Origin of the sequence: Pseudomonas sp. NPDC090203, from assembly GCF_044746765.1 — a bacterium.
GTDB classification, from domain to species: domain Bacteria; phylum Pseudomonadota; class Gammaproteobacteria; order Pseudomonadales; family Pseudomonadaceae; genus Aquipseudomonas; species Aquipseudomonas putida_AD.
The window spans coordinates 197,582-212,024 of the sequence record NZ_JBIVCV010000012.1 but is presented as its reverse complement, the minus strand read 5'-3'; the positions used below and the strand labels follow the sequence as shown (position 1 = coordinate 212,024).

General features: G+C 60.9%; 10 protein-coding genes. 3 read left to right on the top strand and 7 right to left on the bottom strand.

The window, feature by feature from the left end; genetic code table 11:
* Window positions 1–241 precede the first annotated feature (241 nt).
* Both ACIPO9_RS21050 and ACIPO9_RS21045 read left to right on the top strand, forming a co-directional pair.
* Window positions 242–1,711, top strand: coding sequence for an anthranilate synthase component I family protein (locus ACIPO9_RS21050; RefSeq protein WP_400783260.1), 1,470 nt, complete (start codon window positions 242–244; stop codon window positions 1,709–1,711).
* On the top strand, window positions 1,708–2,289 hold the full coding sequence (locus tag ACIPO9_RS21045) for an anthranilate synthase component II (protein WP_400783258.1): 582 nt from the start codon (window positions 1,708–1,710) through the stop codon (window positions 2,287–2,289). The genes ACIPO9_RS21050 and ACIPO9_RS21045 overlap by 4 nt, the downstream gene beginning before the upstream one ends.
* A 143-nt stretch (window positions 2,290–2,432) precedes the next feature.
* On the opposite strand, the gene ACIPO9_RS21040 is transcribed toward ACIPO9_RS21045, so the two are convergent.
* Both ACIPO9_RS21040 and purL read right to left on the bottom strand, forming a co-directional pair.
* Window positions 2,433–2,744, bottom strand: a complete 312-nt coding sequence (locus tag ACIPO9_RS21040) for an NGG1p interacting factor NIF3 (protein ID WP_400783255.1) — start codon at window positions 2,742–2,744, stop codon at window positions 2,433–2,435.
* Between the two features lie 6 nt (window positions 2,745–2,750).
* A complete protein-coding gene (gene purL, locus ACIPO9_RS21035) occupies window positions 2,751–6,650 on the bottom strand; it encodes a phosphoribosylformylglycinamidine synthase (RefSeq protein WP_400608757.1) in 3,900 nt (1,299 codons plus the stop codon).
* Window positions 6,651–6,864: 214 nt separating this feature from the next.
* Between purL and mltF the strand changes: the two genes are divergently transcribed.
* Window positions 6,865–8,325, top strand: a complete 1,461-nt coding sequence (gene mltF / locus ACIPO9_RS21030; RefSeq protein WP_400608758.1) for a membrane-bound lytic murein transglycosylase MltF — start codon at window positions 6,865–6,867, stop codon at window positions 8,323–8,325.
* Between the two features lie 139 nt (window positions 8,326–8,464).
* Here mltF and tadA read toward each other — a convergent pair whose 3' ends face one another.
* The 5 genes from tadA to ACIPO9_RS21005 form a co-directional block, all read right to left on the bottom strand.
* A complete protein-coding gene (gene tadA, locus ACIPO9_RS21025) occupies window positions 8,465–8,947 on the bottom strand; it encodes a tRNA adenosine(34) deaminase TadA (protein ID WP_400783253.1) in 483 nt (160 codons plus the stop codon).
* Window positions 8,947–10,320: a multicopper oxidase family protein gene (locus tag ACIPO9_RS21020; protein WP_400783250.1), complete on the bottom strand. Its 1,374-nt coding sequence runs from the start codon at window positions 10,318–10,320 to the stop codon at window positions 8,947–8,949. Before ACIPO9_RS21020 ends, tadA begins: the two co-directional genes overlap by 1 nt.
* 194 nt (window positions 10,321–10,514) lie before the next feature.
* Window positions 10,515–12,092 carry a glutamine-hydrolyzing GMP synthase gene (gene guaA, locus ACIPO9_RS21015; protein WP_274133805.1) on the bottom strand — a complete coding sequence of 526 codons (1,578 nt, stop codon included), beginning with the start codon at window positions 12,090–12,092 and terminating at the stop codon, window positions 10,515–10,517.
* Between the two features lie 147 nt (window positions 12,093–12,239).
* On the bottom strand, window positions 12,240–13,709 hold the full coding sequence (gene guaB / locus ACIPO9_RS21010) for an IMP dehydrogenase (protein ID WP_274133806.1): 1,470 nt from the start codon (window positions 13,707–13,709) through the stop codon (window positions 12,240–12,242).
* Between the two features lie 126 nt (window positions 13,710–13,835).
* The gene (locus tag ACIPO9_RS21005; protein ID WP_400783247.1) at window positions 13,836–14,384 is read right to left on the bottom strand and encodes a sugar ABC transporter ATPase; all 549 of its coding nucleotides are present in this window, start codon (window positions 14,382–14,384) and stop codon (window positions 13,836–13,838) included.
* Between the last annotated feature and the right edge of the window lie 59 nt (window positions 14,385–14,443).

Here is a 14,443-nt window from a genome sequence, read left to right as displayed (position 1 = left end):
GCAGATACCTGCTGTCTACCAGGTGCTCTTGATCTTTCTCCCGAACCCAGGCATCCGCGTCTGAAGCACTGCTGCTACCCGTCGGCATGCCTATCAAGGGTAAGTTCGGTGTGGCATTGACGGCTATCGGCTGAAATCAAGACCGTCAGTATTGGGCTAACCCCAGATACTGCACCGCTTATCTCTTAGTGCTTTCTAGAGAAAGCACCGACAACACTGCACACTAAAACCGGAATTATCTGTGAACAATAATGTTCTTAATATAGATGTTCTTCGTCACGAAGATCGTCAAACAACTGATGCACTTGGTGTATATACGCATGCGCTTGCGCAATTAGGCCCACAATCGGTATTCATTCTTGAGTCACTTTCAGGACCCAGCCGTGATCGAAGGGCGACGATCATTGGCATGGAGCCACTCTTTGAAGTGTGCATCGATGAAAGACAGGCACGCTTGCGCGGCCAGCCTGCACTTTGCGAACAGCTGTACCACTGCCTGCACCAGCACGGTTTGAAGATCGGCCCCGAGCAGCAGATCGAATTGCCCGACAGCGAAGCAGCCTGGAACCTACTCCGATACATTCAGAGCCTGTTCCAGCCGACTCCGACTAAGCTGCAAAGTCTTGCGTACTTCGGTTACTTCTCATACGACAGCGTGCGGTTGATCGAACGCCTGCCTGATTTGACGGAGCGGACTCACGATTACCCGCTCATTGCTCTGTCGGTTTACCAGACACTGCTCTACTTCCACAGCAATGGGACTGTCGAAACCCTGATCAATAATCACCCCCTATGGGAGACACGCGGACTGGCAGACTACCCTTTTCTACAGGCCGAAGATCCGGTCAGTCCACAGGAACACCCTGACTGTCCACAAGTCTTCGAAGAAATCCGCACGGTCCCCCCGGAAGAGTTCGAGCGTCGGGTAGAAGTGGCCATGGAGCACATACGAGCCGGGGATGTTTACCAGATTCAGCTGGGTCACGAGATCCGCATTCGTTCCAAGATCACGCCTTTCGATGTTTACAAAAGCCTGCGCATGCGCAATCCGTCGCCCTACATGTACCTGGCACACGTCGGCGGGATCGACCTGATCGGTGCGAGCCCTGAACTGTTCGTCAGGATCAAGGACAACTTGATCGAAATGCGCCCGATCGCCGGGACCGTAGGTAAAAGGCCTGGCGTCGATTCCACCGAACTGGTGTTGGAACTGACGCGTTCAGAAAAGGAACGCGCGGAGCACCTCATGCTCATCGACCTTTGTCGCAATGACATAGGAAGAGTCTGCCAGCCAGGATCCCTGGAGGTCGATGAATTCATGCTGGTCGAGGAGTATTCGCACCTTTACCACATGGTCTCGAATGTTCGGGGGTTGCTGCGCCCAGGCATGGATGCCTACGACGTGATGAAGGCCTCATTCCCGGCCGGGACGATGTCGGGCGCTCCCAAGGTCAGAGCGATGGAGCTGATCGAAACTTTGGAAAGCAACCGGCGAGGCATCTATGCAGGCGCCCTTGGACTGATCGGGTTCGATGGCAGCGTCAATACGGCGCTGTGCATTCGATCCACCGTGCATGATCAAGGCATCTACTGCCTGCGCGCATCCGCAGGTGTAGTAGCCGACTCGACGCCCGAAATGGAGTGGAAAGAAACGCTATACAAGATGGGCTCCGTTTACCGTGCAGTGACCGGAAAGGAGATCGCACTGTGAAAGTTTTCTTGATTGATGCCTACGACAGTTTTGTTTTTATCATCAGCCAATACCTTGAGCAGCTTGGGCTGGAAACTCGTGTCGAGCGCCATGACCAGCATGATCTCATTCAGCGGATCGAAGACTTCGCACCTGACTTTTGCGTGCTTGGCCCTGGGCCTGGCCACCCGGCGGATGTCGGTTACGTCGAACTCATCCGGCATTTCGAGCACCGCCTGCCGCTGCTAGGCGTTTGTCTCGGCCATCAAGCCTTGGGGCTGGCGTTTGGGGCTCAGGTCTGCCGCGCCCCTCGCGTCATGCATGGCAAGGTAAGTCAGATAGAAAACGATGGTAAGGGTGTTTATGGCCACACCGAGGGTCTATCGATCAACGCAACCCGCTATCACTCCCTGATCATCGCAGACGCAGGCTTGCCGGACTGTCTGGAGGTGACCTCGAGGTCAACCGACGATGGCTACATTATGGGGATTCGTCATCGTACGCTGCCAATCGAGGGCGTTCAGTACCATCCCGAAAGCATCCTCACGGAAAACGGACTTGACCTGTTTCGCAGCTTTATCAGGCATTACCTGAACTGATTGGCATGGCAGTGGATTGGACTTAACACCGACCACCGTAGGAGCGCGCTTGCCCGCGACGGCATTCCAACCGACGCTGCTGCGTCGGATGAAACGCCGCCGTCGCGGGCAAGCGCGCTCCTACAGAGGGTTTGCGCCGGACATCAGAAATCTTCCAGCTTCCACACTTCGTAAGCCGGGGTTTCGTAGGGGTGGCTGCTTTTGAGCGCAGCCACCGCCTCGCGGATCAACTCATCGGCGACGACAAGCTCGACCTTCCATTCTTCAACCTGCTCGATCTGCCCGGTTTGCCCAATGAACGGCTGGCTGCCGTCCAGCGGGCGAAACTGGCCTTGACCGAGGACCTGCCAGGCGCAACTGTCATAGGACCCTATCCGCCCCGCACCGGCGGCGAATAGTGCACTCTTGACCTGCTCCACGTGGCCAGGTGGCACGAAGAAGGCGAGCTTGTACATCTCCTGTTAGTTGACCCAGACGCGCGCGTTTCGGAACATCCGCATCCACGCGCCGTCTTCAGCCCACTCATCCGGACGCCACGAGTTGTTCACCGCGCGGAACACGCGCTCGGGGTGCGGCATCATGATGGTGACGCGACCGTCGCGGGTGGTCAGGCCGGTGATACCGCGCGGCGAGCCGTTCGGGTTGGCCGGGTAGGTTTCGGTGACCTTGCCGTGGTTGTCGACGAAACGCATCGCCACGGTGCCGGAGACGTCGGTTTCCAGCAGTGCATCGGCCGACTTGAATTCCGCATGGCCTTCGCCGTGGGCGATGGCGATCGGCATGCGCGAACCGGCCATGCCTTGCAGGAAGATCGACGCCGACTTCTGGATCTCGACCATGGCCACGCGCGCTTCGAACTGCTCGGAGCGGTTGCGTACGAAGTGCGGCCAGAACTCGCTGCCCGGGATCAGTTCGCTGAGGTTGGACATCATCTGGCAACCGTTGCACACGCCCAGGGCGAAGCTGTCGGTACGCTCGAAGAAGCCCTGGAACGCATCGCGGGCACGGCTGTTGAACAGTGCCGACTTGGCCCAGCCTTCACCGGCGCCGAGCACGTCACCGTAGGAGAAGCCACCGCAGGCGACCAGACCCTTGAACTCGTTCAGGTCGACACGGCCAGCGAGGATGTCGCTCATGTGCACGTCAACCGAGGCGAAGCCTGCGCGGTCGAATGCAGCGGCCATTTCGACCTGACCGTTCACGCCCTGCTCGCGCAGGACCGCCACTTGTGGGCGAACGCCTTTCTTGATGTAAGGCGCGGCGATGTCGTCGTTGACGTCGTAGCCCAGCTTGACGCTCAGGCCCGGGTTGTCTTCTTCCAGCAGGGCGTCGAATTCCTGATCGGCGCAGTCGGCGTTGTCGCGCAGGCGCTGGATCTGGTAGCTGGTTTCGCTCCACTGGCGTTGCAGCAGGCGGCGATCACCCTTGAACAGTTGCTCGCCGTTCAGGCTGATGCTGACTTCGCTGTTGTTGACCGGCTTGCCGATCACCGCAACGCAGTCTTCACCCAGACCCGCAGCGCTGAACTGGGCCAGCACCACCGGGGTTGCATCCTGACGCACTTGAATCACTGCACCCAGCTCTTCGTTGAAGAGGATGGCGGCGACTTTTTCGCGCTTGCCGGTCAGGGTGTCGAGTTCCAGGTTCAGACCGCAGTGGCCGGCGAAAGCCATCTCCAGCGCAGTTGCCATCAGGCCGCCGTCGGAACGGTCGTGGTAGGCCAGCAGGTGGCCATCAGCGTTCAGGCCCTGGATCACGGCGAAGAATGCCTTGAGGTCTTCAGCGTCGTCGACGTCCGGCGCGGCGTTGGCCAGCTTGCCGTGGGTCTGGGCGAGAATCGAGGCGCCCATGCGGTTCTGGCCGCGGCCCAGGTCGATCAGGATCAGGTCGGTTTCACCCTTGTCCATGCGCAGTTGCGGGGTCAGGGTCTTGCGAATGTCGGTGACGGGCGCAAAGCCGGTGACGATCAACGACAGCGGCGAAGTGACGGTTTTTTCCGCGCCTTCTTCGTTCCAGCGGGTCTTCATGGACATGGAGTCCTTGCCCACCGGAATGGTGATGCCCAGCTCAGGGCACAGCTCCATGCCGACCGCTTTCACGGTGTCGTACAGACGCGCGTCTTCACCCGGGTGGCCGGCTGCGGACATCCAGTTGGCCGACAGCTTGATGTCGGAAATCTTCGCGATGCTCGACGCTGCGATGTTGGTCAGTGTCTCGCCAATCGCCATGCGGCCGGACGCCGGAGCATCCAGCAGGGCCAGCGGGGTGCGCTCGCCCATCGCCATGGCTTCACCGGTGTAGACGTCGAAGCTGGTCGCGGTGACCGCAACGTCGGCTACCGGGACCTGCCATGGGCCGACCATCTGGTCGCGGTTGACCAGGCCTGTGATGCTGCGGTCGCCGATGGTGATCAGGAAGTTCTTGCTCGCCACTGCCGGGTGACGCAGCACGCGCTGAACGCTGTCTTCCAGGCTCAGGGTGCTCGGGTCGAAATCGTCGCCCAGTTCGGCTTCGCGAGTGGCCGAACGGTGCATGCGCGGAGCCTTGCCCAGCAGCACTTCGAGCGGCATGTCCACCGGGCTGTTGCCGAAGTGGCTGTCGGTCACGGTCAGTTGCGGCTCTTCGGTGGCTTCACCGACTACGGCAAACGGGCAGCGCTCGCGCTCACAGATGGCTTTGAAGCGTTCGAAGTCAGGGGCGCTGACGGCCAGGACGTAACGTTCCTGGGATTCGTTGCTCCAGATTTCCAGCGGCGCCATGCCAGGCTCGTCGTTCGGCACGTTGCGCAGTTCGAAGCGACCGCCACGGCCGCCGTCGTTGACCAGTTCAGGGAAAGCGTTGGACAGACCGCCCGCGCCCACGTCGTGGATGAAGGCGATCGGGTTCTTGTCGCCCAACTGCCAGCAGCGGTCGATCACTTCCTGGCAACGACGCTCCATCTCAGGGTTTTCACGCTGGACCGATGCGAAGTCCAGGTCCGCCGAGCTGTCGCCGGTGGCCATGGAGGATGCCGCGCCGCCGCCCAGGCCGATCAGCATTGCCGGGCCGCCGAGCACGATCAGCTTCGCGCCAACAGTGATTTCGCCTTTCTGCACGTGCTCTGCACGGATGTTGCCCATGCCACCGGCCAGCATGATCGGCTTGTGGTAGCCACGGACTTCTTCGCCGTGTGGGGTGTTGATCGACTGCTCGAAGGTACGGAAGTAGCCGGTCAGGGCCGGACGACCGAATTCGTTGTTGAACGCAGCGCCGCCCAGCGGGCCTTCGATCATGATGTCCAGCGGGGTGACGATACGCTCGGGTTTGCCGTATGGCTTCTCCCAAGGCTGTACGAAACCCGGAATGTTCAGGTTGGAAACGGTGAAGCCGGTCAGGCCAGCCTTAGGCTTGGCGCCACGACCGGTTGCGCCTTCGTCGCGAATCTCGCCGCCGGAGCCGGTGGAGGCGCCCGGGAACGGAGCGATGGCGGTCGGGTGGTTGTGCGTCTCGACCTTCATCAGGATATGCACCGGCTCCTGCACCGCGCCGTACTGGCGGGTTTCAGGGTTCGGGAAGAAGCGACCGGCCACGCTACCGACGATGACCGAGGCGTTGTCCTTGTATGCGGACAGCACGCCTTCGTTGTGCATCTGGTAGGTGTTCTTGATCATGCCGAACAGGCTTTTTTCCTGGCTCTGGCCGTCGATGTCCCAACTGGCGTTGAAGATCTTGTGGCGGCAGTGCTCGGAGTTGGCCTGGGCGAACATCATCAGTTCGATGTCGTGCGGGTTGCGCTTCAAACCGATGAATGCATTGACCAGGTAGTCGATCTCGTCATCGGCCAGGGCCAGGCCCAGTTCGACGTTGGCTTTTTCCAGCGCGGCGCGACCGCCACCCAGCACGTCCACTGCGGTCAGCGGCTTGGGCTCGGCGTGGCTGAACAGGCTGGCAGCGTCTTCCAGCTTGCCCAGCACAAGCTGGGTCATGCGGTCGTGCAGGCTGTCGTTGATCAGTTGCGCTTCGGCGTCGCTGAACTGGCCTTCTACATAGAAGGCAATGCCGCGCTCAAGACGCTGGATCTTGGTCAGGCTGCAGTTGCGGGCGATGTCGGTGGCCTTGCTCGACCACGGCGAAATGGTGCCGAAACGCGGCAGCACCAGGAACAGACGACCGCGAGGCTCTTGAACCGGCACGCTCGGGCCGTATTTCAAGAGACGGGCAAGCACTTGCTGCTCGTCTTCGGTCAGCGCGCTGGTGACCTCGGCGAAGTGGGCGAATTCAGCGTACAGGCCACTGACAGCCGGAACTTTTTCGTTCAGCTGCTCAAGTAATTTCTTGTGGCGGAAGGCGGAAAGAGCGGGAGCACCACGCAGGATCAACATCGTCGGGACAGCCTCAGGGAAGGGGGTGTGCTTTGAGGCCCCGCATTCTAGCCTAAACCGTCACTTTCGGCACCCGAAACCATGGGCCGGACGCACCCGAATATCGGGGTTTGCCGTTTGCCGTGCCGAATTGGTAAAAAATCCTACTGCTCTATCAGACGCAATCATCGCTGTCGAGATATGGCGGCAACGGCGCTTTGCGTATACTGCACCGATGTTTTCCCCATCGGATTTCCGCCCACGCTGCGCCAAGTGGCTCATCGCAACCGGAATCTTCCTGCTGCTCGGTGCCTGTGTTGAAAAACCCAACACACTGGAACGAGTCAAGGAGGATGGCGTCCTGCGCGTTGTCACTCGCAACAGCCCGGCCACTTATTTCCAGGATCGCAACGGTGAAACCGGTTTCGAATACGAACTGGTCAAGCGCTTCGCCGACGATCTGGGCGTCGAACTGAAGATCGAAACCGCTGACAACCTGGACGACCTCTTCGACCAGATGAACAAACCCGGCGGCCCGGTACTGGCGGCAGCGGGCCTTGTCAGCACCGAGAACCGCGCCAAACAGGTGCGCTTCTCCCATTCGTATCTGGAAGTGACGCCGCAGGTCATTTACCGCAATGGCCAGAACCGCCCGACCGACCCTGGCGATCTGGTGGGCAAGAAAATCCTCGTGCTCAAGGGCAGCAGCCATGCCGAGCAACTGGCGGCCCTGAAAGTGAAGTACCCCGGCATCAACTATGAAGAGTCCGATCAGGTCGAGGTGGTCGACCTGCTGCGCATGGTCGATGAAGGGCAGATCGACCTGACCCTGGTGGATTCCAACGAACTGGCGATGAACCAGGTGTATTTCCCCAACGTGCGCGTGGCGTTCGACCTGGGCGATGGCCGCGATCAACGCTGGGCCGTAGCGCTGGGCGACGACAACAGCCTGCTCAACGAGATCAACACCTTCCTCGACAAGATGCAGAAGAACGGCATGCTGCAGCGGCTAAAGGACCGCTATTACGGGCATGTGGACGTTCTGGGGTATGTCGGCGCCTATACCTTTGCCCAGCATCTGCAGGAACGTCTGCCCAAATACGAGAAGCATTTCCAGGCCGCCGCCAAGCAGGAGCAGGTCGATTGGCGCCTGCTGGCCGCCATCGGTTACCAGGAATCACTCTGGCAACCGGCCGTGACCTCCAAGACCGGCGTGCGTGGCCTGATGATGCTGACCCAGAGCACCGCGCAGGCCATGGGCGTGTCCAACCGGCTGGACGCCAAGCAAAGCATCCAGGGTGGCGCCAAGTATTTTGCCTACGTCAAAGAGCAGCTTGACGACTCGATTCAGGAGCCTGATCGCACCTGGCTTGCGCTGGCGTCCTACAACATCGGCACCGGCCACCTCGATGACGCCCGCAAGCTGGCTGAAAACGAGGGCCTGAACCCGAACAAATGGCTGGACGTGAAAAAGATGCTGCCGCGTCTTTCCCAGAAGAAGTGGTACAGCAAGACCCGCTACGGCTACGCCCGTGGCGGTGAGCCGGTCAGCTTCGTGGCCAACATCCGCCGCTACTACGACATTTTGACCTGGGTGACCCAGCCGCAGCTCGAAGGCAGCCAGGTGGCCGAAGGCGCCCTGCACGTGCCGGGCGTCGACAAGACCAAGCCGCCGGAAGACAAGGCACCTCTCTAGAATCTGCAAATGCCCTGTAGGAGCGCGCTTGCCCGCGACTGCGGTGGGTCAGTCAATGCAGCGGTGTCTGGATGAACGCCGTCGCGGGCAAGCGCGCTCCTACAGGGACGGTGTTTGATGCGCCACCTGAGGTGATCCCTCAGCCCTTCGCCCGTCTCATCCTGAAAAACTCACTCAGCATCGTCCCACACTCCTCCCCCAGCACGCCGCCCTCGAACAGCACCCGATGGTTGAGAAACGGCTGGGTAAAGAACTGCCCCTGACTCTGCACCACGCCGGCCTTGGGCTCGGTAGCGCCATACACCACCCGGCCAATACGCGAATGCACGATCAGCCCCGCGCACATGCTGCACGGCTCCAGCGTCACGTACAGCGTACTGCCCGGCAGACGGTAATTGCTCAGCGCCTGGGCGGCGTCGCGAATGGCGACCATTTCTGCATGGGCGCTGGGATCATTGCCACTGATCGGACAGTTGTAGCCCCGCCCGACGATGACGCCATCGTGCACCACCACCGCGCCCACCGGCACCTCGCCCAGCATCGCCCCTTCGGCGGCCAGGGCCAGGGCCTCGCGCATGAAATGCTGATCGCGGCTGCGATCAATGATTTGCGGCTGCCGCATTAAGAAACCTCGATAGCTGCCATAAGACCGGTCTCCATGTGATCGATCACATGGCAGTGGAACATCCACACGCCGGAATTATCCGCTACCAGCGCCACCCGTGCGCGCTCGTTTCGTCCTAACAGATAGGTGTCGGTGAAATAAGGGATCACCTCTTTGCGATTCGACGCGATCACCTTGAAGCTCATGCCATGCAAGTGAATGGGGTGCTGATACTGAGTCATGTTCTTCAGCTCGAAGATGTAGCTCTTGCCCTTTTCAAGCCTGGCGATGGGCCGGTCGGCGCAGGTCTTGTCGGTGATGTCCCAGGCCTGGCCGTTGATCTGCCACAGGCTCGGCGGCTTGCCGTTATCGGTATTGACCGACACCGCCCCTGCCCATTCGAAGTTGAAATTGAGCTTCTCGGCGTTGGCCAGATCAGGCTCGGCCACCGGGTTGGCGGGCAGTTCGGGCGGCCAGTCAGTGGCTGCGTCGTTGCTGGCGACAGAACGGAAAGTGCCCAGCCGCACCGGGCCGTTGCGCAATGACAACTCCTCCCCCGCTGCCGGCGCCTTGATCGCCAGACAGATGCGCATCCCCGGCCCCAGCCAGTAATCCTTGCCCAGCGGGCGCGGCTTGACCGGGTTGCCGTCCAGCGCATAGATCATCGCTTCGGCATCCGGCAGGTTCAGCCGATAGGTCACGGTGTTGTCGAGGTTGAGAATCCGCACCCGGGTGATCTGCCCGGCGGGCAATTCGATCACGCCCTGAGGCACGCCATTGATGGTCGACAACCGCCCCGCCGTGCCCTCACGCGCGGCTTCCCGGGTGATGCTGAACTCGGTAAACGCGCCCTGCTCGTCCACGTGCCAGCTCTTGAGGCTCACCGTGCGCTCATGCAGGAAACCCGTAGGCTCGCGCTCCTCGACAATCAAAGGCCCCACCAGCCCACGCCCCAGTTCCTCACTGCTGCTGACGTGGGGGTGATACCAATAGCTGCCCGCATCCGGAACGCGGAATTTGTAATCGAAATACTCGCCCGGCTTGACCGGCAACTGCGAGACATAGGGCACGCCGTCCATCTCCAGTGGCAGACGAATGCCATGCCAATGAATGGTCGTCTCCACCGGCAGGTGATTGATGAACCGCACCCGCAACCAGTCGCCCTGACGCACCCGTAACTCCGTGCCCGGGGCCGATCCGCCAAACGCCCAGGCAGGCGTCTGATGCCCGCTCACCAGCTCCACGTCCAGCGGTGCCGCGATCAATTCGTAGTCATGCCCCTCCCCCGGTCCCGTACGCCCCAACCAGTAACGCGAAGCGCCACCGGCGCCAAGCCCGACCACGGCAAGACCGGCAAGGCCTCCGAGAATTTGTCGACGGGTGAAGGACATACGGGAGGCACCTTGAGAAATACGAATACGATACACGCGCACTTACAAAATCTTAAGCAAACGGCCGCTTTCAATTTGATTCCGCACATTGCAAGCGGGGCCGTCGGGATAGATCAGGCTGTGGTTGCGACCAACGTGCCGACCAAAAAAAACCGCTGAACACGTCAGCGGTTTTTCTCACACAACGGCGGGGATCACTCCCACTCAATCGTCGCCGGCGGCTTGCTCGACACGTCGTAAGTGACGCGGGAGATGCCGTCGATTTCGTTGATGATACGGCCGCTGACGGTTTCCAGCAGTTCGTATGGCAGGTGCGCCCAGCGTGCGGTCATGAAGTCGATGGTTTCGACGGCGCGCAGTGCGACGACCCAGGCGTAACGACGGCCGTCGCCGACCACGCCAACCGACTTCACTGGCTGAAACACGACGAAGGCCTGGCTGACTTTGTGGTACCAGTCGGCCTTGCGCAGTTCTTCGATGAAGATGTGGTCGGCGCGACGCAGCAGGTCGGCGTATTCCTTCTTCACTTCACCCAGGATTCGTACGCCCAGGCCCGGGCCCGGGAATGGGTGGCGGTAGACCATGTCGTACGGCAGGCCCAGTTCCAGGCCCAGACGACGGACTTCGTCCTTGAACAGTTCGCGCAGCGGCTCGACCAGCTTCAGGTTCATCTCTTCCGGCAGGCCGCCCACGTTGTGGTGCGACTTGATGACGTGAGCCTTGCCGCTCTTGGCGCCAGCGGACTCGATCACGTCAGGGTAGATGGTGCCCTGGGCCAGGTACTTGATGTTGTGCAGCTTGGTGGACTCTGCATCGAACACGTCGATGAAGGTACGGCCGATGATCTTGCGCTTCTTCTCCGGGTCGGCTTCGCCTTCCAGGTTGCTGAGGAACTGCTCTTCGGCGTTGGCGCGGATGACCTTGACGCCCATGTTCTCGGCGAACATGGCCATCACTTGCTCACCTTCGTGCAGGCGCAGCAGGCCGTTGTCGACGAAAACGCAGGTCAGCTGGTCGCCAATGGCCTTGTGCAACAGGGCCGCTACCACCGAGGAGTCGACGCCGCCGGACAGGCCCAGCAGGACGTTGTCGGTGCCAACTTGGGCGCGAACCTGGGCGATGGCGTCTTCGGCGATCTTCGAAGGGGTCCACAGTGCTTCGCAACCGCAGATGTCGAGCACGAAGCGCGACAGGATGCGACCGCCCTGCTTGGTGTGGGTCACTTCCGGGTGGAACTGCACGCCGTAGTAGCCACGGGCATCGTCGGCCATGCCGGCGATCGGGCAGCTAGGGGTGCTGGCCAGGATGTGGAATTCGGACGGCAGCTTCGTGACCTTGTCACCGTGGCTCATCCAGACGTCCAGACCCAGCAGGCCGTCGGCGTCGACATGATCTTCGATGCCGTCGAGCAGGCGGCTCTTGCCGACCACGTCGACACGGGCGTAACCGAACTCACGCAGCTCGGAGCCTTCGACCTTGCCGCCCAGCTGCTCGGCCATGGTCTGCATGCCGTAGCAGATACCGAAAACCGGAACGCCCAGGTCAAAAACGGCTTGCGGGCAGCGCGGGCTGTTGGCTTCGTGTACGGACTCGGGACCACCGGCGAGGATGACGCCTTTGGGAGCGAATTCGCGAATCGCTTCGTCGTCCATGTCGAAAGGGTGCAGCTCACAGTAGACACCGATCTCGCGTACGCGACGGGCGATCAGTTGGGTGTACTGGGAACCGAAGTCCAGGATCAGGATGCGGTGGGCGTGAATGTCGAGGGCCATGAGAAGACTCTGCTGGAGCAGCTTCAAGCCTCAAGCTTCAAGCTGCAAGGTGTTGGAGGGCTGCAACTGCGTAGTGCCAGTCCGGTAAAGGCGCTGGCACTACGATCGGCTTACAGCTTGGAGCTGATAACTTGCCGCTGGGAGGCGTTAGCCGACCCGATAGTTCGGCGCTTCCTTGGTGATCTGTACGTCGTGGACGTGGGATTCGGCCATGCCGGCGCCGGTGATGCGGACGAATTCAGGCTTGGTGCGCATTTCCTGAATGTCGGCGCTGCCGGTGTAGCCCATGGAAGAACGCAGGCCGCCCATCAGTTGATGGATGATGGCAGACAGCGAACCCTTGTAGGCGACACGGCCTTCGATGCCTTCCGGCACCAGCTTCTCGGCACCTGCGGACGAATCCTGGAAGTAACGGTCCGAGGAGCCTTGCGCCTGGGACATCGCACCCAGCGAACCCATGCCGCGGTAAGCCTTGTAGGAACGGCCCTGGAACAGCTCGATCTCGCCCGGTGCTTCTTCGGTACCGGCGAACATCGAACCCATCATCACGCACGAGGCGCCGGCCACGATGGCCTTGGACAGGTCACCGGAGAAACGGATGCCGCCGTCGGCGATCAGGGGAACGTCGGTGCCTTCCAGTGCAGCGGCCACGTTGGCGACAGCGCTGATCTGCGGCACGCCGACACCGGCAACGATACGGGTGGTGCAGATCGAGCCTGGGCCGATACCGACCTTGACGCCGTCAGCGCCGGCTTCGACCAGTGCGCGAGCTGCAGCGCCGGTGGCGATGTTGCCGCCGATGACCTGCACTTCAGGGAAGTTCTGCTTGACCCAGCGAACGCGGTCGATCACGCCTTTGGAGTGGCCGTGGGCGGTGTCGACGACGATGACGTCAACGCCGGCTGCGACCAGGGCGGTGACGCGCTCGCCGGTGTCTTTACCGGTGCCGACGGCAGCGCCGACGCGCAGACGACCTTGATCGTCCTTGCTGGCCAGCGGGTAGGCCTTGGCTTTTTCGATGTCCTTGACGGTCATCATGCCCTTGAGCGCGAACTTGCCGTCGACGATCAGGACTTTTTCCAGGCGATGCTTGTGCAGCAGCTCGCGGACTTCGTTCTTGTCGGCGCCTTCGCGGACAGTGACCAGACGCTCTTTAGGCGTCATCACTTCGCGGACAGGCACGTCCAGACGGTTTTCGAAACGCACGTCACGGGAGGTCACGATGCCGACGAGTTCGCCGTCATGCAGGACCGGTACGCCGGAAATGTTGTGCAGACGGGTCAGTTCGAACAGGTCACGAACCGTTGCATCCGCCTCGATGGTGATAGGATCCTTGACCACACCCGCTTCGAACTTCTTGACCTTGCGCACTTCGGCAGCTTGCTGCTCGACGGTCATGTTCTTGTGGATGATGCCGATGCCGCCTTCCTGAGCCATGGCGATTGCCAGACGGGCTTCAGTGACGGTGTCCATAGCGGCGGAAACGAGGGGGATGTTCAGTTCGATGCCACGGGTCAATCGGGTTTTCAGACTGACTTCGTTGGGAAGCACCTCGGAATAACCGGGCACAAGGAGAATGTCGTCGAATGTAAGGGCTTCTTGGCTGATACGCAGCATCGCTGGGCTCCCGAGCGGGAAAATGGAAGCGCGCCATTATACCCAGACACCTGCCCTTGCTCAATGTAAAGATCAGGCAATTTGATAATGTTCTTGATAGTTGCTCGCTATCGACCCAAAACCTGTCTACAGACGGACTTTGACCCACGACACCGGGCGATCCAGCCGCTCGGAGAATTCTTCGAGAAAGGCCGGTTTGAAGCCTGCATCCAGCCAGTTATTGAAGATGAAGCCCAGGTTGGAGAAGCCGCAGGGGTCGAGAAAGAGAAAGCCGTTGATGTCGTCTTCGAAGCGACACTCGGGGCACATGAAGTTGTCGGTGTGCTTAGGGGTCCATTCTTCGAGGCTGTCGAACAGCGCTTCGCCGATCTCGCGCCGGCACTCCGGGCACCCCGCCTCCTCCTTGAACCCTAACTGCGGGGTGTAGATGCAGCGCTTGAGCACGATCTCCAGCCCGTTGATGGCTTGGCCATAGGGCAGCGCATCGGGGTTCTCGACAAAACGCCGGGCGCCGGGGGCAATCGCGTAGGCCATACGATTGAAGCTGCGCCCGCAGGTGGTCAGCGACTCTTCAACCACGTCCAGCTTCACCAGCCAGCGCAGGATCGCCCGCGCCTTGGCTTCATGGGCCGGAAAGCTGGAGATTTGCGGGACGATGATGCTCTGGGTGTTCATGACGGGCCTGCCACTGACATTGAATCGGGGCGCGCAGCTTAATGCCCGCGCCGGTCACG